The sequence below is a fragment of the Rothia mucilaginosa ATCC 25296 genome (genome assembly GCF_000175615.1).
GTDB classification, from domain to species: domain Bacteria; phylum Actinomycetota; class Actinomycetes; order Actinomycetales; family Micrococcaceae; genus Rothia; species Rothia mucilaginosa.
This window is the reverse complement of record NZ_ACVO01000015.1, coordinates 391,920-416,949: the sequence shown is the minus strand read 5'-3', so window position 1 is coordinate 416,949 and position 25,030 is coordinate 391,920. Positions and strand designations below refer to the sequence as shown.

Here is a 25,030-nt window from a genome sequence, read left to right as displayed (position 1 = left end):
ATTTATCGTTATTTATCCTATGCCTGCGCGGTGCGTTCGTGGATATATGCCACGAGGTCGGTGAGCACCTGCGGGTCGGTGGTCGGGGGTACGCCGTGGCCGAGGTTGACCACGTGCGAGGGGGCGGCGTTGCCTTCTGCGAGGACCTCGTCTACGTGTGCGTAGAGGTTTTCGCTGCCTGCGGCGAGCAGTGCCGGGTCGATGTTGCCCTGCAGGGGTACGGCGCCGTTGAGTAGAGTGTTCGCTGCCGACAGCGGCAGGCGGTAGTCCACGCCGATGACGTCTGCGCCGGCTTCGTGCATGGCGGGCAGCAGGGCGGTGGTGCCGGTGCCGAAGTGGATGCGCGGCACGCCGTATTCGCGCACCATATCGAGGGCAGTTGCAGAGTGTGCCTGCACGTAGCGGCGGTAGTCGCCTTCGCCGAGGGAACCAGCCCAGGAGTCAAAGAGCTGCACGGCGGATGCGCCAGCCTCGATCTGCGCACGGAGGAACTGGCCTGCGGTGCGGGCTGCCCAGGCGGCGAGTTCGTGCCAGGCGGCGGGGTCGGCGTGCATCATGGTGCGCGGGCGCAGGTGGTCGCGGGAGGGGCCGCCTTCGACCATGTATGCGGCGACGGTGAAGGGGGCTCCGGCGAAGCCGATGAGCGGGGTGTCACCGAGCATTTCTACGGTGGCGGCGACGGCTTCGCGGATGGGGTCGAGGTCGCTGTCTTTGAGTTCGGGCAGGGCGCGCACCTCGTCGAGGGTGCGTACGGGCTGGTCGAGTACGGGGCCCTTACCGGGCACGATGTCGACGTTGACGCCCGCGAGCTTCATGGGGATGACGATGTCGGAGAAGAAGATGCCGGCGTCGACCTTGTGGCGGCGGACGGGCTGCACGGTGATTTCTGCGGCGAGGTCGGGGGTGAGGCATGCGTCAAGCATGGGGATGCCTTCGCGTACCTGGCGGTATTCGGGCAGGGAGCGGCCTGCCTGGCGCATGAACCAGACGGGTCGGTGGCTGGAGGGGCGGCCGGTGAGGGCGCGGAGCATGGGCGAGTCGGCGGTGGTGCCTGCGCGCAGGGGGTGGTTGGCGGGTAGGTGTGCGAGCTGTTCGTCGGTGAGCAGGGGTCGCTGGGCGTCAGTGGGGTGTGCGGGCAGGGAGGGTGCTTGTGCGGTGCCCTGTGCCGACGCGGGGGTAGTGTGCTGGTTTTCGCTCATAGTGTCTAGTGTGACAGGTTTATGTGGGCGTTTTTGCGACACTATGTCATGGTGACTCTTACCTAATGATGGCTTTCTTAGCAGTGAGGGGCACCTTAGTTCGTGCCTACTCTTCGTGCCCGCATCCCCCACCGCGCAGATTTTCTTGCCCCCTACGATGATGGAACTTAGGTTCTGTGAGCTTTACAGGGGCTTAGTCGGCGTGGTTATGATTAGTCTCTAGTGAGTACTTATGCATTTGTGGCATCGCACCACACCGTTGATTTGACCACCGTCGCTGCGTTGAGCGCCGGTGCCTCTGGCGTACCCGATGTTCTGGCGGCGGATATCGCACGTCAACTCGGTGTTAAAGGTGCAGTAGTTCTTGCCACCTGTAACCGTCTTGAAATGTATGTTCAGCTGCACGTCTCTGCGCATGTGCACATGGTTCGTGAGCTGATTGTTGATTCGATTGCGCAAACCTCCGGCCTGGACAAGGAACTGGTCAATACCAGTTTCGACGTGTACGCAGACGAGGAGGCGGCACGCCACCTGCTGACGGTCGCCTCCGGCCTGGAGTCTGCAGTGGTTGGCGAGCGCGAAATCGCCGGTCAGGTACGCCGCGCCCTGGCTGCCGCGCAGGCGAAGGCTCAGGAGGAGGGCGTGACTCTTCCCGGTGAGCTGGTGCAGCTGTTTGAGCATGCGGCGCATACGGCTCGTCAGGTAGGTCAGCACACGGCGCTTGGCGCCCAGGGCCGCTCGATTGTGTCTGTTGCCCTGGATCTTGCGGATGAGGTTGCCGAGAAGGACTGGTCGACCCGACGCGCCCTAATTTTTGGTACGGGTGCTTATGCGGGTGCAACCATTGCGGCGCTGCGCGAGCGCGGTTGCACCGATATTTGGGTCAATTCCCGTTCTGGTCGTGCCGCCGAGTTCGCGGCAAAGCGCGAGGTTTCTGCGGTGCCGGTGGACGGCATGGAGCAGGCCATGGCTTCTGCCGACGTCATTATTGGTTGCTCCGGCGGCTCCGACCCGCTGCTTCCCGAGCAGATTCCGGGCGGCCACCACACGATTCTTGACCTTGCTCTTTCACGTGACTTTGATCCGTCGGTCGCTGACCTGCCGAATGTTGAGCTGATTACGCTCGAGTCGGTGCGCCTTGCCGCCCCCGAGGAGACCGAGGAATCCGTGGCGACGGCTACGCGCATTGTGGAGTCTGAGCTGGCGGCGTTTGTGTCTCGTCAGCGTTCCCGCACGATTGACTCCGCGATTGTTGCGCTGCGCTCACACACTATGGATGTGCTGGATTCTGAGCTGGAGAAGGTACGTAACCAGTTTGGCTGCGGTGCGGCGACGGAGCAGTTCGAGCTGGCGATGCGCCGCATGGTGAAGTCCCTGCTGCACACCCCGACAGTGCGCGCCAAGAAGCTGGCGTCGGAGGGCCGCGCAGAGGATTACGTGCAGGCGCTGGAGACTCTCTACGGTATTCAGGTGGAAGAGTCTTAGGAGTCGCTCCCTCCCCTCTTCCCGGCGTTTTTCGCGCGCATTTTCGCGCATCCGGCGGCGAGTATTTTATTAGCCCCCGGCGAAGTACCGCCCGTTCACGGTGCCGATGGGCGTATTCACGCTAGAGTAGATGCTAGATAAGACAGTTCCCATACCCGGCGCACGTTTGGCTGTGCCGGACTATTCTGCGAGGAGACTCATGGAAATCAAGATTGGCATTCGCCACATTGCTCGTGAAATTATTGTTGAGACCAGTGAGGCTAAGGAAATCCTCATGGAGAAGGTCTCGAAGGCTATTGAGGATGGCTCGCTGCTGCAGATTATGGATGATAAGGGCAACACCACCCTGATTTCTGGCGCTCAGATTGGCTACGTCGAGCTGGGTTCCGACGCTAAGCGTCACGTTGGTTTCGGTATCGGCGTCTAATTAGTTCGGTAGCTGTTTACCCTTTAGCTTGAGCTTTCCCCGCATCCGTCACGATGCGTAACCGCGCTTTATGCGCCGTGTGCGTGCGCTTTATGCGCCACATGGTTACGCCGTGCCGAATGCGGGGTTTTGCGTTTTAAACCGCCCGCACAAAAACCTCGCAGTACCCGGTTTTGAGGCGGTATATCGCCCATCACGGGCGCACACCACAACCGGTCGGGGGTGCGCCGAAAGCAAATCCAGGTTAATATTGAGGGGTTAAGTGAATGACCGGTCGTACCCCTTTCAAGACCCCGAGGCTGCACCGCCTTCTCATCATGAATGAACCATGAGTAATAACCATGCGTGCAGGCGGCGTCTCGGTAAGAATTTCCCGTGTAAGAATTTCCCGCGGCCGGCTTTCGACGCCCGCCCGTCACCGCCTCCACTACCGAGGCGCTGGCTGGTACATCCCCCATTACGGGGAGAAACACACCCCGAGCAGGGGTAGAAAGATACGGTCCAGTGACTGAAACGAACACGCAGGAAACCACTCAGACTGCAAAGTCCTTCGCCGACTTCGGCGTTCGCCAGGATATTAGCGACGCCCTCGCGGCGGTTGGCATTACCTCCCCCTTCCCCATCCAGGAGCTGACTCTTCCCGTGGCTCTGTCTGGCCAGGACATCATTGGTCAGGCAAAGACCGGTACCGGTAAGACCCTCGGCTTCGGTCTGCCCACCATTCAGCGTGTGGTCGGCCGCGACGATGAGGGTTGGGCTGATTTGGAGTACCCCGGCGCACCTCAGGCACTGATTCTGGTTCCGACCCGTGAGCTTGCTATTCAGGTGGGTGAGGACCTGGCGATTGCCGCGAAGCTGCGCAACGCCCGCGTCGCCACCCTGTACGGTGGTGTGCCGATTGAGCCTCAGGCTGAGCTGCTGCGCCGCGGCCTGGAGGTTGCGGTGGGCACCCCCGGCCGCATTATCGACCTGTACCAGCAGGGCTTCCTGAACCTGAAGCAGGTTAAGATCGTGGTCCTCGATGAGGCTGACGAGATGCTGGATTTGGGTTTCCAGCCGTCGGTTGAGAAGATCCTCAGCTACCTGCCGGAGGACCGCCAGAGCATGCTGTTCTCCGCAACCATGCCCGGCCCGGTCATTGCGATGGCGCGTCAGTACATGACCAAGCCCATGCGCATTAGCGCCGCTGACCCCGAGGACGCCTCGAAGACTAAGGCGTCGATCCGCCAGGTCGTCTACCGTGCGCACCACCTGGACAAGGACGAGATGATTGGCCGCATTCTGCGCGCTACCGGCCGCGGCCGCACCGTCATCTTCACCAAGACCAAGCGTGACGCTGCCCGCGTGGCGGAGGAGCTGGTGAACCGTGGCTTCGCTGCTGCTCCCCTGCACGGTGACCTGAACCAGGTTGCGCGTGAGCAGGCGCTGAAGGCGTTCCGCACCGGCAAGGTCGACATTCTGGTTGCGACCGACGTGGCGGCTCGCGGTATTGACGTTGAAGACGTGACCCACGTGATTAACCACCGCGTGCCCGAGGATGAGAAGACTTACCTGCACCGTACCGGCCGTACCGGTCGTGCGGGCAATGAGGGTACCGCTGTCACCCTGGTTGACTGGGATGACCTGCCGCGCTGGAAGGTCATTAACGACGCCCTGGAGCTGGGCGTTCCTGAGCCGGTTGAGACCTACTCTTCCTCTGAGCATCTGTTCCATGACCTGAACATTCCGGCTGGCACTAAGGGCCGCCTGCCGCGCGAGGAGCGTGTAGCTGAGGGCATGGGCGATGAGTTCTTTGAGAGTGCCCGCGATTCTCGTGATGGCCGTCCGGCTCGTTCTCGCGGTGGCCGCGATGGTGGCCGTTCTGGCGGTCGTGACGGTGAGAAGGGTTCGCGCCGTTCCCGCGGCGGTCGTGAGGGTCGTTCCGGTGAGGGCCGCGGCGAGCGCCGTAGCCGCTCCGAGGGCCGCAAGCGCACTGAGCGTTCCGAGCGTTCTTCCGAGCGTGCGGAGCGTAACGAGCAGGGCGCATCCGAGCGTACCGAACGTTCTTCGGAGCGTTCTGAGCGTGCGCCTCGTCAGCGTCGCCGTACCCGCCGTGTTGAGGGTCAGCCGGTGGAGGGTGAAGGTCGCAGCCGCACCCGCCGCCGCTCTGAAGGTTCTCGCGGTAAGGGCCGTGGCGCTGACCGTGCTGGTTCTGAAGGCTAGGGCCGGGGTTGGGTATTTCAGCATCCCCGGCGCCCGCCGCGCCCTCCCCTGCCGCTGAGGCGAACCGCACGGATTCGGCTGTTTTCGACCCGCAGGGCCCGTCGCTGCTGGTACAGGCAGATAACCTGGAGTATCTGCGTGAGCTGCCCGATGGTGCGTTCACCGTGATTTACATCGACCCGCCGTTCAATACGGGCAAGAAGCAGACGCGCCGCACGTTGAGCGCGGAGGCTTCTGAGAAGGGTGACCGCACCGGTTTTAAGGGCAAGAGCTATTCGAGCACCCTGCAGACTCTGGCGAGCTATAACGACTCGTTCGAGGATTATTGGGCGTTCCTAGCGCCGCGTATTGAGCAGGCGCATCGTCTGCTCGCGCAGGATGGCACCCTGTACCTGCACCTGGATTGGCGTGAGGTTCATTATGTGAAGATTATGTGCGACATGATTTTTGGTCGTGAGAACTTCATTAATGAGCTGATTTGGGCTTATGACTACGGTGCGAAGTCTACGCGCCGCTGGCCGACGAAGCACGACAATATTTTGGTGTACGCGAAGGATCACCGCTGCTATTACTTCAATACTGCGGAGGTTGATCGTGAACCGTATATGGCTCCCGGTTTGGTGACTGAGGAGAAGGCTTCTCGCGGTAAGCTCCCTACGGATGTGTGGTGGCATACTATTGTGTCGCCGACGGGTAGGGAGAAGACGGGTTATCCCACGCAGAAGCCTACGGGTTTGTTGCGTCGTATGATTGCGGCGAGTTCCCGCCCGGGTGATTGGGTGTTGGATTTCTTTGCTGGTTCTGGTTCTACGGGTGCGGCGGCAGCTCAGCTGGGTCGTAAGTTCGTGTGTGTGGATCAGAATCCGCCGGCTATTGAGGTGATGGCTAAGCGCCTGGGTGTGGATTCGGTGTCGTTCGCTGAGTATCGCGGTGTGCCGCGTGGGGCGAGTGTGCTGTTCACGCCGAAGCGTACGGTGGGTGTTCGTGGCGGCACGAGTCGTGATGCGTTGACGGCGGCGAGCCGTCATGCGTTGAAGGCCGTGTTGGATACGCTCACGGAGACTACGCAACCGGTTGAGGGTGCGTCCTGCCGGTTTGTGCGTCACCGGTCGATGGATGCGGTGGATAAGAAGATGCGTATTGATGGTCGTGATGAGTTGCGTCGTCAGCGTCAGCATCAGGCGCGGGCTAAGGCTCGTGCGGCTCGTGCGGCTGCTCAGATGGATGCGGCGGCTGCGGGTGCGGTGTTGCAGCATCATGCGTCGCGTGAGAGCGTCTAGGCTGTCTTGTCTGCGCGTTCGTGAGAGCACGTGTTAAGAGTGTGGGGCGGGTTCCCGATAAGGAACCCGCCCCATTCTTTTGTTTTCATCTCATTGCATATTCTTTAAATCTCTACCTGAAGGTTAGGATTTTTGATACGCTGAGAACGTTCTACTCATTGGGGTGCACAAAGGTTGTGCCTCCCCTCTTATTTTGAAGGAGCTATGATGCTTCGACAATTATTCACCCGCCCCACGAAGCGGGTCGTCCAGACTGGCGGCGCTGTACTCTTGGCTAGCGCCATGGTGTGCGGCAGTGTTCCGGCGTATGCTACCGGGCATTTGAAGCCTCACGAGGTGACCCCTATTGTGCAGCCGGACGAACCGGCAGTGACCTGTAACGACCGCGCAGAGTATGAGTATTATCGGCAAGATGGTGAGTTGGGGCGTCGCGTTATCTTTAGTTGGGCACAATGTGTTGGTCTGATTTCTGAGCGCCAGAAGTACCAAATGGTCAAGAAAGATAGTGTTATTTCTCGCGGCCAGTTTGTGGAGTATCTATACCGTCTGTCAGGTTCTCCTGAGGTGAAGAATCTTCCGGCTCAGTCTCCGTATGGTGATATCAAGACTGATGATCCGCGTTTTCCTGTGGTGATGTGGGCTCGTCAGCGGGGCATTACCTGGGGTTGGAGTGATGGGAATTTCCATTACGATACCCCTGCTAGTGAGGCTGCTACTGCCTTGATGGTGTATCGATTGGCGGGTAGTCCAAACGTAACGGTAGAAGTAGACGATCCTAATGCCTATTTTCTATATACTCCTTGGAAAGAAAAATGGCCGAATATGCCATATAATTCGGAGCTTCATAAAGCATACACCTGGCTATACTATGGTCTTCAGAATCCAAATAATAAAGATTCTATTGAGAACGTATCGTATCGACAGTACGGTATCGTATCACCTAATGATAAATTTGAATGGTTGACTTACGCTACGTATGAGCAGGCTATCGAAGTGATTCGTTTGGCAGATAAATCTTTTAATTTTAAATAGGATTTACCCCTCACCCGTTGACAGGTGAGGGGTATTCTTCAGTAATTTTTATTTCTTGAGTGGATAATCTTCTGGATTTAATTTCTTCTCTGCAGTTTCATTAGATGTATAGGCATACTGAATAATTTCAATCTTGCAGGCTTGTTTCAGGGGATTCTCAATAGAGAACTTCCATGCACCTTCCAGCGCCTTAGGTTTAGGTTTGTTATTGTCTTCGTAGTCCATGTGGCATTGGTCGTATGCGTTTGCTCCAATAATATTCAAACGCCTAACACTACCTTCAAAATAGAAGCCCCACAGTGAAGCAAGGATTCTTTCTAGGGGTACTTCTTGGCTTGGTCCGTAGGGATTATCAGAGCGTACTCCTGTAAAGGTGCAGTCGCTAGCCCATGAGCTGATATACCAGTTCGCTGCCTCATGATTACCCGCTGTACCTGAGACTGCGTCATGCCAGCTGGAGGATTCACCGATACAGCCTACATAGTTATTCCGTGGCATGAGGGCGAACCATCCGTGGCCGCCATTCTCTTGAACCGCACACCCCTTTCTGTCGCCAAGATACAGAGCAAACCGACACAGTTTCATTCTCTCCTTCAGCTTCAGTGCAATGTTAAAAAATCTTTAAAGTAATAAATTTCATACGCCTCATTAATATGTTGAAGAAAATTAAAATATTTACATGAAACTTGAAACGAATTTATGTAAAAATCATAAATTTTCTTGCAAAGAGAAGAAAAAGCGATACACACTAGAGATACCTTCTGCAGCGCAGCACTGTGCTACGTGCAGAAAGTATCCGCCCACTAACGTCACTTCGTCGTGATGAAGGGCAAATAATTCACTCACCTCTAGGAGACATCGATGTCTGAATATCATGCGCCATCACGGCGTTCCCTTTTGGCAGGAGGAGCTCTTGCCGCAACCACTGCAGGAGTCTCAGCTTTCTCCCCAGCCCATGCTGAGCAAGCAAATAAGCCTGAGGAGTTTATGACTCCTGCCCCAGAATGGGTAGAGAATCCCCAGAAGCGGCTAGACGAGTTCCGTACGCGCCTACAATACTTCGAGTACAATACCAAAGCGAGGCCGCGCACAGTCCACAATCTTGCAAAGAACGGCCTTCACGTTAATGTTCTGGATTACTGCGTAGACCCCACGGGTGTAGTGGACTGCACCGATCAGCTGAATAAGCTGGCAGAGCGCCTGTATTGGCTCGGTGGAGGATCAATTGAGCTGCCTGCCGGTATTTACAAGGTGTCGCACCCCTTCATTCACTTGCTCGATAAGGTGGAGTTTTTCGGCCATGGAATGTCTACCCGAATTATTGCGACGTCCACAGATGCGCTTACCAAGGCAGCGGGTACCTCTGATGAATGTTTCGGCGTTTTTCATACGGGAACTTATCAAAATCCGATATCTAATGCGACAAATAATCGTCCGATGCGCTTCGGAGTACGTGACATGTGGATTCGCACAAGTACCAAGAAAGGGGATATCAACGTAGATCAGCTTAGGGATAATATGCATGCTGGGGCGCCACTAGCTCATGTTGCAGGGGTTATTCTGCATACTGAGTTTACGGGTAAGCCTAATGACCCTGAAGCTGTCCCTTCCCTCTCTAACCTAGAAATTTGGGATGTAGATATGGGCGTTGCGATTTTGGGGCTTCATGACCGAGGTATGAAAGTCGATAAAATCCGTGTCCGCAAGTCTTTGCGCCAAGGCTTGCTGGTTGGCAAACCTGTCGGTCATCCGTTACGCCGCAAAGATGGCAATAATCCTGGTGGCGCAGATAATAAGTTCCTTACAGTAGATATCTCTGATGCCAACCTTTCAGGGAAAAACTACGCCGGAATTGAAATCTACGCCTCCCAATGTAAATTCTTTGGGTCAACCAGCTGGTACAACCGCCGATCCGTGCTACAAAATTCTATCTACGTAACGCGGAAAAAGGACCAGTCCGACAATCAATATACTGCCAAGACCGGTGCTGGATGGTATGTCGCCGGAACACGTAACCTCTTTCAAGGATGCACGGCTCAAGAGAACGGCGGCCACGGATGGTTCGCCCTAATGCCACGGAATAACTATGTAGGCTGTATCGGTGAATCCTCCAGCTGGCATGACGCAGTCTCAGATAAAGCACATAACCACGAGGCAGCAAACTGGTATATCAGCAAGTGGGCTAGTGACTGCACCTTTACAGGAGTGCGCTCTGATAATCCTTACGAAGATAGTGACAAGCCAGAGGATAAATTTTCACTTGATACGGCTCTCGCAGCACGATGGGGGTTCTATCTTGAAGGTGGTGCAAAGCGTCTTAGTATTATTGGCGCAAATGCTTTCGATGCTTGTCAGATGAGTGATAAGACCAGAACTGCGGCCCAAAAGAAAATTATGGGGGATAAATGGGTTCTTAAAATTAACTCTGAGCTTTATGAGCTATTAAGGATCGAAATTAATAATTTTAAATTTGAGGGAAAGCTTGTAGCGCCGAGAATCCCTAAAGCTGAGAATGAGTCCACAGAAAACTAGAAAATAGTTTGGTCCCCTGCATAGAAGAGCAGGGGACCAAACTATTTTTATAATCTTTTAAAATACGCCTCGAGTATCCGCCATGCGCAATACTTCAAAAGCCTGTTCATATGTTGCTTGGAAAGTCCATTGACTCACTCGTCGACCTTCAGAGTCCATGCTCGCTACGTCATGGTACCTAACTGATTCGTGGAAGCCAGTGTACTTCTTATCAGAGCCGGCTCCTGTGTATTTCAACCAAACATAGGCCCGATGCAGCTCTGAACCGTAAGGAAGGTTGGGGTTCCGCTTGGTCCAGGGTTCTTCCTCATTTGGAGGATTCATATCGGGTAGCTTGACTGCCGGACTACCAGCTAGGCGGTATGCCATAAGCACCGTTGTTTTTTCACCTGCTGGGGCATCGTAATGGAAATTCCCATCACTCCAACCCCAAGTAATGCCCCGCTCACGAGCCCACATCACCACAGGAAAACGCGGATCATCAGTCTTAATATCACCATACGGAGACTGAGCCGGAAGATTCTTCACCTCAGGAGAACCCGACAGGCGATACAAATACTCCACAAACTGGCCACGAGAGATCACGGTGTTTTCTTCGATTAGCTGATACTTCTGGTATTCAGAAATCAGTCCAACGCACTCAGCCCAGTCGTAGATAATCTTGCGACTGTAATCCACATAACCATTCGGAAGGTACTTATATTCGTAGATTGCGCGGTCGTTACAGGTCACTGCCGGTTCATCGGGCTGCACAATAGGGGTCACCTGGCGAGGCTTCAGAACACCAAGAGAATACGCCGGAACACTGCCGCACACCATGGCGCCAGCCAAGAGTACAGCGCCGCCAGTCTGGATAGCCCGCTTCGTGGGGCGGGCGAATAATTGTCGAAGCATCATAGCTCCTTCACACTAAGGGGGCACAATCTTTGTGCAACCCAATGAGTAGAACGTTCTCAGCGTATCAAAAATCCTAACCTTCAGGTAGAGATTTAGGGAACATGCAATGGGGTGAAAACAAAAGAGTGTGGGGCGGGTTCCCGATTAGGAACCCGCCCCACACTCTTTCGCCTTACTACTTGGTCTTACTACTGGGCCGCCAACTGCTCACGGATACGCGCCACCGTCACCGCATCCGTCGTGTTCTCACCCAGCAGGTTCGGCTTACCCGCGCCGTGATAATCACTCGAACCCGTCACCAGAACCTCACGGCCCGCCTCACGCTGACGCTCAATGAACTCCAGCAGACGCGCCCGGTCCTCCGGAGAGTTCTCACGGTGATACACCTCCACACCCGCCAGGCCAGCATCCACCATCAAACCCAGGTACTCCAGGCTCAGGGCGGGACCACGCATCGTACTCATCGGATGCGCAATCACCGGCACACCCCCAGCCTCACGAACCAGACGCACCGCCTCCAACGGATCCAGCGCATCCTGCGGCACATAGTAGGGGCTGCCCGTGTACAGCAGCTTCGCAAAAGCCTCAGAACGGTCAGTAACCACACCGGCAGCAACCAGCGCATCAGCAATATGGGGGCGGCCCACCGCGGTGTTCCCCTCCCCCACCTGCGCCAACACGTCATCCCAGGTCAGCGGGTAGTCAGCGGCAAGACGGCCCACAATAGCCTGCGCACGGCCCTCACGGCTGGCACGAATCGCCTCCACACGGCGCGCAAGCTCCGAACCCACCGGATCAAAACCATAAGCGAGCAGATGAATAGTCTTCGTGCGTGCGCGGTCCTCACCGTCGGTGTACCGGTAACGGCAAGAGAACTCGGCACCCGGCAGAAAATCTAGACCGTACTCACCCGCCAGCTGAGCCGCCTGCGCCCAACCAGCCGTCGTATCGTGATCAGTCAGCGCAAATCCAGCTAACCCGGCGCGAGCAATCAGCGGCACCAGCTCGATCAGGCTCTGCGTGCCGTCAGAAATAGCGGAGTGAATATGCAGATCGTAACGCCCGGCACGGTTCAGGTGCTCAGGCGCACCCGATTCAGCGGGCTGCGGTGCCTGCTGCGCATTAGGTGCACTATTTCGGTGTTCTGTCTGCGTCATATTCTCTCCTTCCCCGCCCCTGCTAGTTCGTTGCCGCCTCAGCGGGGTTTTAAGGCATGTCATCTACTCTTCTGATTCAACCCTACCAATATCGGCGGCGCAATATCAGGCACCCGGTCGCAGGTTAAAGATATATTCTGCCCGACCGTGCCCCCTCTTATGGTCAAAAGCGCTAAAACACCTGCCCACCTGTATTGAAGGCGATATGATTAACCCATGACTGAGAACAATGAGAAGAGCACCGAAGCTCAGAAGAACGACCACCGCAGCACCCCTAAGGCGTCTGCGTTCACCGAATTCATTGCTAAGGACTGGGCCAAGGCCGAAGATGACGGCTACACCCGCGAGCCCGTAGCAGACTACGCAGCTGAGCGCCGCGCCAAGATTTCCAAGGCATTCCCCGGCGAGCGCCTCGTCCTGCCTGCAGGCCCGCTGAAGGTCCGCTCCAACGACTGCGACTACCGCTTCCGCCCCCACTCGGCGTTTGCGCACCAGACCGGCCTGGGCATCGACCACGAGCCTGACGCAGTGCTAATCTTCGAGCCCGTCGAAGAGGGTACCGGCGACAACGGCTCCAACCACGAGGTGACCCTGTACTTCCGCCCGCTGGCTGGCCGCGACACCACCGAGTTCTACGCGGATGCACGCTACGGTGAGTTCTGGGTTGGCCCCCGCCCCACCCTGAAGGAATTCTCCGAGCGCTTCGGTCTGCGTACCCGCGACCTGTCCGAGCTTGAGGTTGCTATCACCAAGAACGCCGGTAACCAGGGCCTGGGCGGCGTGAACATCCGCCTGGTCCGCAACGTTGACCCGGCTGTTGACGCGCTGGTTGACACCTCCCGCTACAACACCGGCGTGGAGCTGGAGCAGGCTGACAAGCTGGACTCCGAGCTGGCTGTGGCTCTCTCTGAGGCTCGCCTGATTAAGGACGCTATCGAGGTTGAGAACCTGCAGCGTTCCGTTGACATGACCGTCAAGGGCTTCGAAGAGGTCATTCGTGCACTGCCGAAGGCTAAGGAGCACCACCGCGGTGAGCGCGTCGTTGAGACTGCGTTCTTCTCCGTGGCACGTACCGACGGTAACGACCTGGGCTACGACACCATCGCAGCGTGCGGTAACAACGCAACCATCCTGCACTGGATCCGTAACAACGGCACCGTCGATGACGGCAAGCTGCTGCTGCTGGACGCAGGCGTTGAGGACGACACCCTGTACACCGCAGACGTGACCCGCACCTTCCCCGTGAACGGTAAGTTCACCGAGGTTCAGGCGAAGGTCTACAACGCTGTGCTGGATGCCGCTGACGCCGCATTCGCTGTGGCTAAGCCGGGCACCAAGTTCTACGAAATCCACGAGGCAGCCATGAACGTTCTGGCGCACCGTCTGGAAGAGTGGGGCCTGCTGCCGGTTTCCGCTGATGTTTCGCTCACCGTTGAGGGCGGTCAGCACCGCCGCTGGATGCCGCACGGCACCAGCCACCACCTGGGCCTGGACGTGCACGACTGCGCGCAGGCAAAGGCTGAGCTGTACATGTGGGCTGAGCTGGAGCCGGGCATGGTCTTCACCATTGAGCCGGCCCTGTACTTCAAGGACGAGGACCTGTCGGTTCCCGAGGAGTACCGCGGTATCGGTATCCGTTTGGAGGACGACGTGCTCTGCACCGAGGACGGCAACGTGAACCTCTCCGCTGCACTGCCCCGCACCGTTGAGGGCATTGAGGAGTGGATGGCGAAGCTGGCGAAGTAACGCCTACCCCCCCCCAGTTACGTTAGTAACGTCTTATAGGGAAAGCCCCTCACCGATTCGTTCGGTGAGGGGCTTTCTCGTGTCTTCTAAGTGCTGTCTTCTGTACTGCTGTCTTCTATGCCTGTTTCCCGCCGTGATGGGCGGCTACCGCCATTGCAGGTTCGGTTATTCGGAGTCCTGCGAGGAGTTATCGTGTGAGGGCTTATCGTGCAGGCCCTGTGGGCGCGGGGTCGGACGCTGCGGCTTGGGCTGAATCAGCTTCGCGTATTCTTCCGGGTCGTCCACTCGCAGACCGTACCGCTGTGCCGGGCGCTTCTGCGTATCTGACTTCTGAGCGGTTGCCTGGTCAGTACCTGTCTGTTCCTGTTCGGAAGGCTGAGCAGACTGAGTGGGCTGAGTGGGCTGTGCGGGCATGTTCTGCGCCGCACTCTGAGCCATCGCGTTCTGCGCAGTAGTATCACGCTCAGGCAGGTTCTGGTTCGGTGCCGGCTGGCTACCAGCCTGCGCACGGTACGAGGGTGCCTTCGGGGCGCCGGTCGGAACCGGTGCACCATTCATCGAGACGGTACTCTGAGCGGCACGCGCCTGCGAAGCTTCCGGGGCTGCCGCCGCACGAGCAGCCGCAACCGCCGCCGAGAAGCGAGGGTGCGCACCCAGCACGCGGCGCGCATCCTGAGCGTACTCCGGCAGAGCGTACATCACGGTACGCGAAGGAATCGCCTCGGTACGCATCGGGTAGCGACCCCCATGGGAGCGACGCAGAACGTACATCTGCCACAGCACAAACACGGCAACCGACAGCGGCACGTACTTGAGTGCTTCAGAGATAAAAGAGTCACCGGCAAGGGTCATCAGCACCGAAAATACCAGGCCAATCACCGCACCCTGAATCGCCGCAGAAATCAGGGCACGACCGTAACCGGGCTGTACCGGGTACTCCACCTGGCGGATACCATCATTGACCAGGTACAGTGCCGTGACCGGGTAATCCTGTTCGCTGAGCACATCAAAAGCGGCGAGCGCATCATCGTGACGGACGAAGGAGGCGATCGCTTCACCGGCGGGCAGGGGCTTGCCCTGAGCCTGCGCCAGGCGCGAGACCAGATATGAAGAAGGCGGGGTCGAGGGAATATTCGGCAGGTTAGAAGTCATGGCTCCTATTCTACCGCCCGCCCTAACCCTGGACCCGGCGGGCAGTCAGCTCCTCTACAGGCGTAGCGAACACCTGTTCAATTAGGCTTCTCAAAGTGCGAATCCCCGCGGCGGGGCGTACCCTAGAGAGGTGAGCAATTCGAAGTTCAGCACCCCCAGCAAGATTTACATCGCCCGCCTTTTGGGCCTCGACGTTTTTGACCCTTTCGGTGACCGCCTCGGCCGTCTCCGAGATGTCGTCGTGCTCAAACGCGGCCTGGGCGCATCCATTGCGGGCGCCCGCCCCGCCAAGGGCAGCGAACCCATTGTTGTCGGCATCATCGTTGAGGTGCTCGGCAAGAAGCGCGTGTTCATGCCCATGACCCGTGTGCGAAGTATCGACGCTTCACAGATCATTTCGACCGGCCTGGTGAACCTGCGCCGCTTTGAACAGCGCAACTCTGAGACTCTCATCGTCGGTGAGCTCTTTGACCGCCGCGTGCGTCTGCTCGACGGCAGCGGCGACGCCGTCATTGAGGACGTCGCCATTGAGCAGCGCCGCAACGGCGACTGGGGCGTGACTGAGCTGTTCGTTTCGCGCGTCAGCTCCTCCTCCAGCACGTGGCGCCGCCGCTCCAAGGAGACCCTCATCGTCGACTGGGACGAGGCGGTACTCTCCACCGACGTGGAACCGCAGGCGGCAACCGCGTTCGTGGCGAACCACGAGAACTCCAAGCCCGCCGACCTTGCAGACGCCATCCACGAGATGAGCGATAAGCGCATGGTCGAAATCGCCGCCGAGCTGCAGGATGAACGCCTCGCGGACGTTCTGCAGGAGCTGCCCGCCGAGGACCAGGTGCAGATTCTGTCGCACCTGGACGACGAGCGTGCCGCGCAGGTCCTCGAAGAGATGGAACCGGACGACGCCGCCGACCTGCTTATCGAACTGGACGACGCCCAGCGTGAAAAGCTGCTCGAACTCATGGAACCCGACGAAGCAGACGACGTGCGTCGACTGCTCGAATACGACGAGGGTACCGCCGGTTCGCTCATGAATCCGGTGCCGATTATCCTCTCCCCGGAGGCGACCGTTGCGGAGGCGCTCGCGCACATCCGCGCCGAGGAAATTCCTCCGGCAATGGCGGCTGCCGTCATGGTGACGCGCCCGCCCCTGGAAACGCCGACCGGCAAGTACCTGGGTCTGGTGCACATGCAGAAGCTGCTGCGTGTGCCGCCGAGTGAGCCGATTGGTCACATCCTCGATACCGACACTGAGCCTGTCTCTGACCAGGCAAGTTTGGAAGAGCTGGCACGCGTGCTGGCGACCTATGACCTGACCATCGTTCCCATTGTGAACGAATCGCACCGCCTGGTAGGCGCAGTGACCATCGACGACGTGCTCGATGCGCTCCTGCCCGAAGACTGGCGCACTTACGATGATGGAACTCCCGTACGAAAGGTAGGACGACGCTTTGCCTGATTCGAACCGCCGCGACGCAAACCGTACCGAAGAGAACCCCCGCATCGATAAGGCGCGCATCCTCAAGGACCGCCTGGAGAAGAAGTACGCTGAACGCAACCGCGAGCGCGGCGACTCCCGCCCGCAGCGTAGCGACTCACAGCTGAGCACCCCCGGCACCCGCAAGCCGAAGCTGTTCTCAAGCCCCAACCCGGACGCTTTCGGCCGCATGACCGAGGGTTTTGCACGCTACATGGGTACCCCGCAGTTCCTGATGTGGATGACCATTTTCTGTGGCGTGTGGCTGGCGTGGAACTCCCTGGCGCCGGAGGAGATGCAGTTCGACCCGCGTAGCCTGAACTTCACCCTGCTGACCCTGATGCTGTCCCTGCAGGCTTCTTACGCTGCTCCCCTGCTGCTGTTGGCGCAGAACCGTCAGGATGACCGCGACCGAGTGGTGGCCTCTGAGGACCGTAAGCGTGACCAGCAGAACCTGGAGGAGACCCAGTACCTGACCCGCGAGATCGCTTCGCTGCGTATTGCTCTGCGTGAGGTTGCGACCCGTGACTTCGTTCGTAGCGAGCTGCGTGACATTCTTGAGGAACTGCAGAACATTGCGCAGGAGCAGGAGCGTCACGCCGAGCAGCTGCAGGACATCAGTGAGGACATTGAGGACCTGGAGGAGGCTATCGACGATATTGATACCTCCGAGGACGAGGAAAAGGACGCTGAGGAGCAGGAGGCTGAGGAGCAGGGCGCTGAGGGTAAGAACTCTGGGGGTACCGAGAACGGTACCGAGCAAGCTTCTGACAAGGCTGAACGCTCTGCGAAGGACTCCACACAGGATTCCCACCGAGGCGATTTAAGCCAGCCTCAGAGCCGCGAATCCCAGCAGGCACAGCAGCAGGCAGAGCGCACCCGTGAGGGAGGCGCCCGTGACCGCTGATAACCCGCTGCAGGATGCCCTCTACGCGGCACTCGCCCGCGTCGAGGACCCCGAACTGCGCCGCCCCATTACGGAGCTGGGCATGGTTGAGACTGCGCTCGTGCATCCTGAACTGGATGAGCACGGTGAGCCGATTCCCGACCGCCACTGGGCTGAGGTCACGGTGCTACTCACCATTGAGGGTTGCCCGCTGAAGAACACCATCGAGCAGCAGGTTCGTGACGCCGCCGCCACCGTTGAGGGTATCGAGCGTGTGCAGCTGCAGGTGGGTGCGATGAACGCGCAGCAGCGTTCCGCCCTGCGTTCGATGCTCAAACCGGAGCGTTCCAACCCGTTTACCGCGCCCGGTTCGCTGACCCGCGTGTTCGGTGTGGTGTCCGGTAAAGGCGGCGTGGGTAAGTCCTCCATGACCGCGAATCTTGCCGCCGCGTTCGCTTCGCGCGGGCTTGCAGTGGGCATTATTGACGCGGATGTGCACGGCTTCTCTATCCCGGGTCTGCTGGGTATTACCGACGCCCCGACCCGCCTGGATGACCTGATTCTTCCGCCGACCGTGGATGTGCCCGCCCCCGCCCAGCGTTGGGGTGAGCAGAAGATCAACGGCGGCTTTATTCGCGTGATTTCTATCGGCATGTTCCTCAAGGGCAACGAGCCGGTGGCGTGGCGCGGCCCCATGCTGCACCGTGCCCTGGAGCAGTTCATCATGGACGTACACTTCGGCGCTCTGGATGTGCTGCTGCTCGATTTGCCGCCCGGCACCGGCGATATTGCCATTTCCATGGCTCAGCTGCTGCCGAATGCGGAGCTGGTGCTCATTTCCACCCCGCAGCACGCCGCGGTGGATGTGGCGGAGCGTGCCGGCACCCTGAGCTTGCAGACCGGTCAGAAGGTTGTGGGCGTGGTGGAGAACATGGCTGCCATGACCCTGCCGGACGGTACCGTGCTCGACATGTTCGGTTCTGGCGGCGGTCAGGTGCTCGCTGAGCGTCTTTCGGAGGCGCTCTCCTACCCGGTACCGCTGCTCGGTTCTGTCCCGCTGGATGTGAACCTGCGTACCGGCGGCGACGAGGGCACCCCGGTGGTCTGGAGCCACCCGAACTCCCCCACCGCCGAAGAGATTCAGTCCATCGCCTCGCAGCTGCTGCAGTCGGGCGAGTCGCGGGCGGGTCAGAGCCTGCCGCTCTTCGTCTAGAGATTGAGCATCTAGAAGCTGACGGTCAAAAAGCTGATACAGAAAGAACCCCGCACCACCACGGTGCGGGGTTCTTTCGTTTCAAAATCTTAGGTGGCGTCCACGTCGAAGGGGGCGTATGCGCCTCGCGGAAGAGCACGGCTCTCCGACTTTTCCTTCTCCTTCAGCAACGCCTCTTCACGTTCCTTCGCCTCACGCTCACGCTCGGCGTCATCCTCAGCGAACGCCTGCTTCACAATCACGCGCGGATCGTACTGGCGGGGGTCGTACTGGCGCCAGTTAATATCTTCCAGACCCGTCTCGCCCAGGGCTTCCTTGAAGTCATCCTTCGCGTCGAACGCCATGCGGCGCACGGTCTTGACGAATTCACGAATCTGGCGGGCGTATTCGGGCATGCGTTCGGGGCCAATCACCACAAACGTGATGATGGCCAAAATAATCAACTCGGTGCCACTAATACCAAACACAGAATATAGATTATCAGTTCCGAGCCAGCACCGCCGAACCCGCGGCGCTTTCTGGACGTGTCTTTAAGCTCTGGACAAGCAGAAGGCGTACGCTACAGCACCGCGGAGGGGCATTGCGCCCACGGCTAAGAACACCACATCAGCGGTTTACGGCGGATAATCTCCACCGCCGGGTTAAAACGCTGCGGCTCCAACCGCAGGCACGCCCGCCTCCCGAACGCAAAAGACCGCCGGCAGCACACCGGCGGTCTCCAGCCACGGTATTCGGTTTACGGTGGATAATCTCCACCGCCGGGTTAAAACGCTGCGGCTCCAACCGCAGGCACGCCCGCCTCCCGAACGCAAAAGACCGCCGGCAGCGCACCGGCGGTCTCCAGCCACGGTATTCGGTTTACGGTGGATAATCTCCACCGCCGGGGAGCTGCTTCCAATGCCACAGCCAGCCAACCCAGCCCCACTGCGCACACGCACCCGCCACCAACAACGCCCAACGATACGCCCGCGAACGGCTCGCCGCCGCCACCACAATCACCAGCGGGAACAATGGCAACAACAGGCGGAACGTCGACGACTGCGGATTCAAAAACAGAATCAAATACGCAAAATAGCTCAGGCACCACAGGTTCAACGGAGCCGCCAAAACCCTACGCGCCAGAGGGCTCAAACACAGAGCAATAAAACCCAAAATCAGCAGAGTCAACAGCACCGGAGCCACATACCCAAAGTACAGGTACCCCTGCGAAAGCCACGGCTGAATCGGCGCCAAATGGGTACCGCGCCACGCCGTCTCCGTGGCAGTGTACGCATCCACACGGCCCGTAGCCCACCACGCAATCGCAGGCCACACCAGCGCACACGCACACACCACCAAGGCGCTCACCAGCTGCCCCAGATGACGCACAAACGCCGTGCCCATACCCGACTGGCGGCTCGAACGCACCCAGCATGCAAACCACCACAGGCCGGCTGCCGCACCCAGGGGCACACCCACCGGGCGGGACAGGCACGCCAACGCCGCCACAGGAACCAGCAGGCCGTAGCGTCCCTGAACCAGGCACAGCAGCGCGCCGGCAAGGAACACCAGGTTCAGCGACTCCGCATACGGAACCTGAAGCACCGGCGCCACCGGCAAGAACGACACCAACGCCACAGCCCACATGGACAGGGCAGAAGGCGACTCCTCACTTGTGAAACCGGTCGCCTTCAACGACGCCTCAAACAGCAGGTAAATCACCCACGCCGCCGCAAAACCGGCTAGCAGAGCAACCGTCGCCGCCACCGGGTAGTACCCGATGCCCGTTGCATGGCTAATAGCGCCGGAAAGCTGCGGGAAAATCGGATAAAAAGCCCACTGATTCTGCTGAACCACACCCGCCGCATTCACCGGCAGCTCACTCGGGTAGCCCTGTACCGCGATCTGCTCATACCAGCCGGCATCCCAGATGCTAATGAACGACAAATAATCCAGATGCTGACCCCACGGGCTGCGCAGCTGCTGCTGGCCAACCACAGCAAACACGATGAAGCCCCACACGCGGGACAGACCGTAAATCAGCAGTACCGACAGCCACGCGGGCAGGGCACGCAGACGCTCCCCCACCCGGTGCAGGCGCTCACCGGCGGCGGTGTACGCCCAGGTCAGCAACTCATCAAAGGACTCGCCCTGCTCCTTCGTGGAGGCGGTGCGAGGGGCAGAGTCAGCGGCAGAGTCAGCGCGGGCAGGCGGAACAGGACTAGTGTGCTGAGAAGGAACACTCACCGGCACTAGCTCCCCTCAGCCACCGAAAGCGCACCCTCAGCCTGCGGGTTCTTTCGCTTCTCCACAAAGTCATGCGCGCTCAAGGTGCTCTCCGCATCATCAGACAGGGGAACCGCACCGCGGCGAACCGGCTCAGCGGCAACCGCGTTAGCATCAGCAGATTCTGCGGTCGAAGCAGCAGACTCAGCGGCGGGTGCGTTCTCGAGTACTTTGTCATCTTCGGGTGCACCGACGAGAGGAGCGATAAAGCCGAAATCCTCGACACGGTCGAAGGTGCCCAGACCGTCACGGCCCACACCGCTGAAGAACGCGGCACCGGGCACGGCACGCTCATTGGAGAGCGCCACAACGGAGAGCACCGCGATGCCCGAAATCAGCAGGGCAAGCAGAATCAGAAGAAAGTTCATGTCAATCTCATATCATGCAGGACCGTCAACCCCTGACGGTCACCTAAATTCAAATAGTAGCGCCAGCACCGGCAGAATCAGCAGCAACAGAGTTAGCGTCGCGGCTAGTCCTCGTCGCGGCTAGTCCTCGTCACGGTCGCTGAGCAGCCAGGCACGCAAATCCGCGTGGCAGCGGGTCAGCTGGCTAAAGCTCACGTGCTCGTTATCGGTGTGAGCCAGCAGAGCGTCACCGGGGCCGAAGTTCACGGCGGGAATACCGATCTCGCTCAGGCGCGCCACGTCCGTCCAACCGTACTTCGGCTGAGGCTCCTGCCCCACCGCCTCAATCAGGGAAGCCGCCAGCGGGGTGTCCAGTCCGGGGCGTGCCGCCGGGGAAAGATCCACAAAATCCAGCTCGTATCCGGCGAAGACCTCACGCACATGGGCGACCGCCTCATCCAGGGTCTTATCCGGGGCGAACCGGTAGTTCACGTGCATTGCCGCCGCATCAGGAATCACGTTACCGGCAACGCCGCCAGAAATCTGCACCGCGTTCAGGCCCTCACGGTAATCCAGGCCCTCCACCGCGATAGTCTTCGGCTCGTAGGAGGCGAGCGCCGCCAACGCCGGTGCCAGTGCGTGAATCGCGTTCTCACCGCGCCATGCACGTCCCGAGTGGGCGGCGAGGCCGCGGGTGCGCACGAAGAAACGCATGGTACCGTTGCAGCCGCCCTCAATGGTGCCGTTGGTCGGTTCAAGTAGCACACCGAAATCTGCGTCAGTGATGAGCTCACCGTGGTTGCGAATCAGACGCGCCAGGCCGGAAAGTTCGCTCGCGACCTCTTCGTTGTCGTAGAAGATGTAGGTCATGTTGTAGTCGGTGTCCTGCGCGGTCAGTTCGGCAGCGAGCTTCAACTGAACCGCCACGCCGCCCTTCATGTCGGTGGCGCCGCGGCCGTATAGCACGCTGTGCCCGTCCTCTTCACGCACCGTGGACGGCACGGTACCCAGCGAGCCCTCAACGGTGGGCAGAGGCACGGTGTCCAGGTGACCGGCAAGAATAATGCGGGTGCGTTCCCCCTCAGCGCCGGGTAGCGGCGGGAACTCGGTGCGGGCGATAACGGCGTCCCCGTCACGGGTCAGGTGCAGGTGCGGGCAGAACGACAGTACCGTGTGCACGGCGTCGGCAATCGTTCGTTCGTTGCCAGAAACCGACTCGTAATCCAGCAGGGCACGGGTCAGCTCGGGCATGGACACGTCCAGGTTCAGGGGCGGCTGCGGTACAGGGTGACACTCAGAAATATTCGGGGAAACGCTCATCCTTCCACCTTACAGGTTCCCCCGCGCGCATACCCGCGCCCACAACGCCCATATCGAGCATATGAGACGGTCTTGAATGTGTGCCAAGCCCCAAAACTATAATGGGAGGCATGTCTGAAAACACTCCCCGTTACGCCTCCGGCGTCGCACTGGTCAATGTTGTTATCTCTGGCGAGCACGCCGGCACCGTCCTGGATGCATGGTTCCCCGCTCCCTCCCTCACCCAGACCCCCGACCTGTCCATCGCGGACGAGCTGGAGGAACTGGCCGCCGAGCACCCGGCGCGCAACGCCCGCACCGAGGTGCGTACCGCATCCATCAACCTGGATGAGGCACCCGAAGACGCGGTCGACGCGTACCTGCGTCTGCACCTGCTCTCCCACACTCTGGTTCGCCCCAACGAGCTGAACCTGGACGGCCTGTTCGGCACCCTGGCGAATGTTGCGTGGACCAACCACGGCCCGGTGCTTGCCGCCGAGTTCCAGAAGCTGGCGATTGGTCTGCGCAAGCTGGGCCACCTGAGCGTGAGCCACATTGATAAGTTCCCGCGCCTGGTGGATTATGTGGTTCCCGCCGGCGTGCGCATTGGTGACGGTGACCGTCTGCGCCTGGGTGCGCACCTGGCGTCCGGCACGACCGTGATGCACGAGGGCTTCGTGAACTTCAACGCCGGTACCCTGGGCACTTCCATGGTTGAGGGCCGTATTTCTCAGGGCGTTGTGGTGGGCGACGGCTCGGATGTGGGTGGCGGCGCCTCCACGATGGGTACCCTCTCCGGCGGCGGCACTCAGCGCGTGTCTATTGGTGAGCGTTCTCTGCTGGGTGCGGAGTCCGGTATCGGTATTGCCCTGGGTGATGACTGCGTGGTTGAGGCTGGCCTGTACGTGACCGCAGGTTCGCGCGTGAGTGTTCTGCTGCCCGGTCAGGAGGCGCACGTGGTGAAGGCTGCGGAGCTGTCCGGCGTGTCGAATCTGCTGTTCCGCCGCAATTCAATCAGCGGCGCGATTGAGGTTCTGCCGCGTGCGAAGAACACCGTGGAGCTGAACGAGGCACTGCACCTGAACTAGTCTGTACCTGGACTAGCGTTGGTTGCCCTTGCGAATGTTGGGGGTCGGCCCGTGAACTTTTGGGGTCGGGATGTGTGAAGCATCCCGGCCCCTTTTCTGTGCCCTGTGTTCCCTCGTCTGCCGCTCTCACAGGCTGGGCGCGAATCCGCGGCGGCTACGATGACCGTTTTCAGGGCGTACGGCTCGGGCTTTCGCTAGGCTGGTAGTACCGGGTACAGCGTACCCGCCATGACTGACCACTTGTACAGTTCAGAGAGGAACTCAGATGCCTGAATCAACTAAGTCAGAGTCGACGATGAGCGAAACCTACCGGCACTTTACGCGCCTTTTCCCCTACCCGCACGAGCGTATTGCGGTGGGCGCTCCTGCTACTGATGCCATGGCTCGTTACGATGAGTTGGCTCAGCTGGGGCACACGGAGAGGTTCGTCCCCTTCTTCCTGAACCTAAACGATACGGTGCTTGAAAGCATGGTCATTGCGGTATCCCTTGAGCACGACATTATCGACGATGTTGAGACTCTAACCCCCGAGCAGGTGAGCGCCTACACTCGTGCTGTCCTGCAGCGTTACCGTACCGCCCGTGGTGGCGCCTCCGCCGAAGAGTACGGTAGCGCAGTCATTGCCCAGCAGCTGCGCCGGGTTGCCGACGATGGCGAAGAGACTCACGAGGACAACCCGGACGACTTCAACCTCAACAAGCTTGTTGACGAGTTTATGAGCTCCGATTTTCTGCCCGATGAGGAGCCCGAAGATGACGCCCCGACTCTTTCCGCCCTGCTCTGCTACGAGCTTTTGGATGAAGAAAAGAAAGGCGAGATGCTCCTGCTACAGATTCCGACCGATGACCCCGCCGATATTCCCGCGTACCTGCCCTTTGGCGGCTGGAATGACTGCCCGAACGCTGAAATGCAGCTGGCGTTCACCCACTATTGGCGTGAAAAGTACGGTGCCATCCCGGCGGCTCTTGACGGTGCTGATTGTCTGGAGTTTCTGGTGGAACGCCCCGTGGCAGACCCGCTGGAGGCGAAGAATCTGGCGGTCGAACAGTTCGCATTCTGTTCCGATCTTCCGTTCCAGGTGTTTGAGGATTTTGAGCAGCTGACGGAGTTTATTCACCAGAGCCGCCAGTGGTATTTCTGGTGGGATTAGACGCAAGCTATACAGCGAGGTGGGGACGAGTGGCGACACACCTCAATAACGCCTCCCACGTGCTCACATCAGAGTGCACAAGCGCACAGTGTTCCACAGTACTTACACCGCATGCACGGCTGTACCATTAGATACAGCTCAACAGCTTTTGTCCCCCATCCGGAGCACTTTTTCCGGATATATAAAGCCCGAAAGG

At 59.2% G+C, this 25,030-nt stretch carries 21 protein-coding genes; 12 read left to right on the top strand and 9 right to left on the bottom strand.

Annotation, left to right across the window (positions count from 1 at the left end):
- Positions 1-17 precede the first annotated feature (17 nt).
- Positions 18-1,199 (bottom strand): uroporphyrinogen decarboxylase, encoded by a 1,182-nt coding sequence (gene hemE, locus ROTMU0001_RS05300; RefSeq protein WP_005508515.1) that lies wholly within the window; start codon positions 1,197-1,199, stop codon positions 18-20.
- A gap of 222 nt (positions 1,200-1,421) precedes the next feature.
- Here hemE and ROTMU0001_RS05295 point away from each other — a divergent pair, with 222 nt between their 5' ends.
- The 5 genes from ROTMU0001_RS05295 to ROTMU0001_RS05275 all read left to right on the top strand — a co-directional run bounded on the left by ROTMU0001_RS05295 (position 1,422) and on the right by ROTMU0001_RS05275 (position 7,625).
- Positions 1,422-2,684 carry a glutamyl-tRNA reductase gene (locus ROTMU0001_RS05295; protein WP_044142344.1) on the top strand — a complete coding sequence of 421 codons (1,263 nt, stop codon included), beginning with the start codon at positions 1,422-1,424 and terminating at the stop codon, positions 2,682-2,684.
- A gap of 199 nt (positions 2,685-2,883) precedes the next feature.
- Positions 2,884-3,111: a DUF3107 domain-containing protein gene (locus ROTMU0001_RS05290; RefSeq protein WP_005508512.1), complete on the top strand. Its 228-nt coding sequence runs from the start codon at positions 2,884-2,886 to the stop codon at positions 3,109-3,111.
- A 504-nt stretch (positions 3,112-3,615) separates the two neighbouring features.
- A complete protein-coding gene (locus ROTMU0001_RS05285) occupies positions 3,616-5,313 on the top strand; it encodes a DEAD/DEAH box helicase (RefSeq protein WP_005508510.1) in 1,698 nt (565 codons plus the stop codon).
- An 8-nt stretch (positions 5,314-5,321) separates the two neighbouring features.
- Entirely contained in the window at positions 5,322-6,593 is a 1,272-nt protein-coding gene (locus ROTMU0001_RS05280) for a DNA-methyltransferase (protein ID WP_005508508.1), read from the top strand.
- Positions 6,594-6,797: 204 nt separating this feature from the next.
- Complete coding sequence (locus tag ROTMU0001_RS05275) at positions 6,798-7,625, top strand: S-layer homology domain-containing protein (RefSeq protein WP_245534285.1); 828 nt, start codon at positions 6,798-6,800, stop codon at positions 7,623-7,625.
- A gap of 48 nt (positions 7,626-7,673) precedes the next feature.
- Here the strand turns inward: ROTMU0001_RS05275 and ROTMU0001_RS09205 are convergent, their stop codons facing one another.
- Positions 7,674-8,123 carry a hypothetical protein gene (locus ROTMU0001_RS09205; protein ID WP_245534284.1) on the bottom strand — a complete coding sequence of 150 codons (450 nt, stop codon included), beginning with the start codon at positions 8,121-8,123 and terminating at the stop codon, positions 7,674-7,676.
- Between the two features lie 363 nt (positions 8,124-8,486).
- Between ROTMU0001_RS09205 and ROTMU0001_RS05270 the strand changes: the two genes are divergently transcribed.
- Positions 8,487-10,157: a hypothetical protein gene (locus tag ROTMU0001_RS05270; protein ID WP_005508504.1), complete on the top strand. Its 1,671-nt coding sequence runs from the start codon at positions 8,487-8,489 to the stop codon at positions 10,155-10,157.
- A 57-nt stretch (positions 10,158-10,214) separates the two neighbouring features.
- Here the strand turns inward: ROTMU0001_RS05270 and ROTMU0001_RS05265 are convergent, their stop codons facing one another.
- Positions 10,215-11,054: an S-layer homology domain-containing protein gene (locus tag ROTMU0001_RS05265; RefSeq protein ID WP_245534283.1), complete on the bottom strand. Its 840-nt coding sequence runs from the start codon at positions 11,052-11,054 to the stop codon at positions 10,215-10,217.
- A gap of 188 nt (positions 11,055-11,242) precedes the next feature.
- The gene (locus ROTMU0001_RS05260; RefSeq protein WP_005508502.1) at positions 11,243-12,211 is read right to left on the bottom strand and encodes a PHP domain-containing protein; all 969 of its coding nucleotides are present in this window, start codon (positions 12,209-12,211) and stop codon (positions 11,243-11,245) included.
- A gap of 216 nt (positions 12,212-12,427) precedes the next feature.
- Here ROTMU0001_RS05260 and ROTMU0001_RS05255 point away from each other — a divergent pair, with 216 nt between their 5' ends.
- Positions 12,428-13,957 (top strand): aminopeptidase P family protein, encoded by a 1,530-nt coding sequence (locus ROTMU0001_RS05255; RefSeq protein WP_005508501.1) that lies wholly within the window; start codon positions 12,428-12,430, stop codon positions 13,955-13,957.
- A 165-nt stretch (positions 13,958-14,122) separates the two neighbouring features.
- Here the strand turns inward: ROTMU0001_RS05255 and ROTMU0001_RS05250 are convergent, their stop codons facing one another.
- On the bottom strand, positions 14,123-15,109 hold the full coding sequence (locus tag ROTMU0001_RS05250) for a hypothetical protein (RefSeq protein WP_005508500.1): 987 nt from the start codon (positions 15,107-15,109) through the stop codon (positions 14,123-14,125).
- Positions 15,110-15,239: 130 nt separating this feature from the next.
- On the opposite strand from ROTMU0001_RS05250, the gene ROTMU0001_RS05245 reads away from it, so the two are divergent.
- From ROTMU0001_RS05245 to ROTMU0001_RS05235, 3 genes are read left to right on the top strand one after another with little or no spacing between them, the layout of a single operon-like run.
- Complete coding sequence (locus tag ROTMU0001_RS05245) at positions 15,240-16,568, top strand: magnesium transporter MgtE N-terminal domain-containing protein (protein ID WP_005508498.1); 1,329 nt, start codon at positions 15,240-15,242, stop codon at positions 16,566-16,568.
- On the top strand, positions 16,561-17,493 hold the full coding sequence (locus ROTMU0001_RS05240; RefSeq protein WP_005508497.1) for a DUF1003 domain-containing protein: 933 nt from the start codon (positions 16,561-16,563) through the stop codon (positions 17,491-17,493). The genes ROTMU0001_RS05245 and ROTMU0001_RS05240 overlap by 8 nt, the downstream gene beginning before the upstream one ends.
- Positions 17,483-18,685 carry a P-loop NTPase gene (locus ROTMU0001_RS05235; protein WP_005508496.1) on the top strand — a complete coding sequence of 401 codons (1,203 nt, stop codon included), beginning with the start codon at positions 17,483-17,485 and terminating at the stop codon, positions 18,683-18,685. The genes ROTMU0001_RS05240 and ROTMU0001_RS05235 overlap by 11 nt, the downstream gene beginning before the upstream one ends.
- An 89-nt stretch (positions 18,686-18,774) precedes the next feature.
- Here ROTMU0001_RS05235 and ROTMU0001_RS05230 read toward each other — a convergent pair whose 3' ends face one another.
- From ROTMU0001_RS05230 to dapE, 4 genes are all read right to left on the bottom strand, one after another.
- The gene (locus ROTMU0001_RS05230) at positions 18,775-19,152 is read right to left on the bottom strand and encodes a twin-arginine translocase TatA/TatE family subunit (RefSeq protein WP_005505243.1); all 378 of its coding nucleotides are present in this window, start codon (positions 19,150-19,152) and stop codon (positions 18,775-18,777) included.
- A 391-nt stretch (positions 19,153-19,543) separates the two neighbouring features.
- A complete protein-coding gene (locus tag ROTMU0001_RS05225) occupies positions 19,544-20,917 on the bottom strand; it encodes a hypothetical protein (RefSeq protein WP_005508495.1) in 1,374 nt (457 codons plus the stop codon).
- On the bottom strand, positions 20,917-21,318 hold the full coding sequence (locus tag ROTMU0001_RS05220; protein ID WP_005508494.1) for a hypothetical protein: 402 nt from the start codon (positions 21,316-21,318) through the stop codon (positions 20,917-20,919). The genes ROTMU0001_RS05225 and ROTMU0001_RS05220 overlap by 1 nt, the downstream gene beginning before the upstream one ends.
- A 120-nt stretch (positions 21,319-21,438) precedes the next feature.
- The gene (gene dapE, locus ROTMU0001_RS05215) at positions 21,439-22,617 is read right to left on the bottom strand and encodes a succinyl-diaminopimelate desuccinylase (protein WP_005508493.1); all 1,179 of its coding nucleotides are present in this window, start codon (positions 22,615-22,617) and stop codon (positions 21,439-21,441) included.
- A gap of 101 nt (positions 22,618-22,718) precedes the next feature.
- On the opposite strand from dapE, the gene dapD reads away from it, so the two are divergent.
- Positions 22,719-23,684, top strand: coding sequence for a 2,3,4,5-tetrahydropyridine-2,6-dicarboxylate N-succinyltransferase (gene dapD / locus ROTMU0001_RS05210; protein ID WP_005508492.1), 966 nt, complete (start codon positions 22,719-22,721; stop codon positions 23,682-23,684).
- 265 nt (positions 23,685-23,949) lie between these two features.
- Positions 23,950-24,834 carry a DUF4253 domain-containing protein gene (locus tag ROTMU0001_RS05205; RefSeq protein ID WP_005508491.1) on the top strand — a complete coding sequence of 295 codons (885 nt, stop codon included), beginning with the start codon at positions 23,950-23,952 and terminating at the stop codon, positions 24,832-24,834.
- Positions 24,835-25,030: the final 196 nt, after the last annotated feature.

Coding starts and splice junctions, on each gene's coding strand:
- ROTMU0001_RS05205 (WP_005508491.1), top strand. CDS start 23,950: ATGCCTGAATCAACTAAGTCAGAGTCGACGATGAGCGAAACCTACCGG.
- ROTMU0001_RS05250 (WP_005508500.1), bottom strand. CDS start 15,109: ATGACTTCTAACCTGCCGAATATTCCCTCGACCCCGCCTTCTTCATAT.
- ROTMU0001_RS05290 (WP_005508512.1), top strand. CDS start 2,884: ATGGAAATCAAGATTGGCATTCGCCACATTGCTCGTGAAATTATTGTT.
- dapE (WP_005508493.1), bottom strand. CDS start 22,617: ATGAGCGTTTCCCCGAATATTTCTGAGTGTCACCCTGTACCGCAGCCG.
- ROTMU0001_RS05270 (WP_005508504.1), top strand. CDS start 8,487: ATGTCTGAATATCATGCGCCATCACGGCGTTCCCTTTTGGCAGGAGGA.
- hemE (WP_005508515.1), bottom strand. CDS start 1,199: ATGAGCGAAAACCAGCACACTACCCCCGCGTCGGCACAGGGCACCGCA.
- dapD (WP_005508492.1), top strand. CDS start 22,719: ATGGGAGGCATGTCTGAAAACACTCCCCGTTACGCCTCCGGCGTCGCA.
- ROTMU0001_RS05255 (WP_005508501.1), top strand. CDS start 12,428: ATGACTGAGAACAATGAGAAGAGCACCGAAGCTCAGAAGAACGACCAC.
- ROTMU0001_RS05260 (WP_005508502.1), bottom strand. CDS start 12,211: ATGACGCAGACAGAACACCGAAATAGTGCACCTAATGCGCAGCAGGCA.
- ROTMU0001_RS05275 (WP_245534285.1), top strand. CDS start 6,798: ATGATGCTTCGACAATTATTCACCCGCCCCACGAAGCGGGTCGTCCAG.
- ROTMU0001_RS05220 (WP_005508494.1), bottom strand. CDS start 21,318: ATGAACTTTCTTCTGATTCTGCTTGCCCTGCTGATTTCGGGCATCGCG.
- ROTMU0001_RS09205 (WP_245534284.1), bottom strand. CDS start 8,123: ATGCCACGGAATAACTATGTAGGCTGTATCGGTGAATCCTCCAGCTGG.
- ROTMU0001_RS05265 (WP_245534283.1), bottom strand. CDS start 11,054: ATGATGCTTCGACAATTATTCGCCCGCCCCACGAAGCGGGCTATCCAG.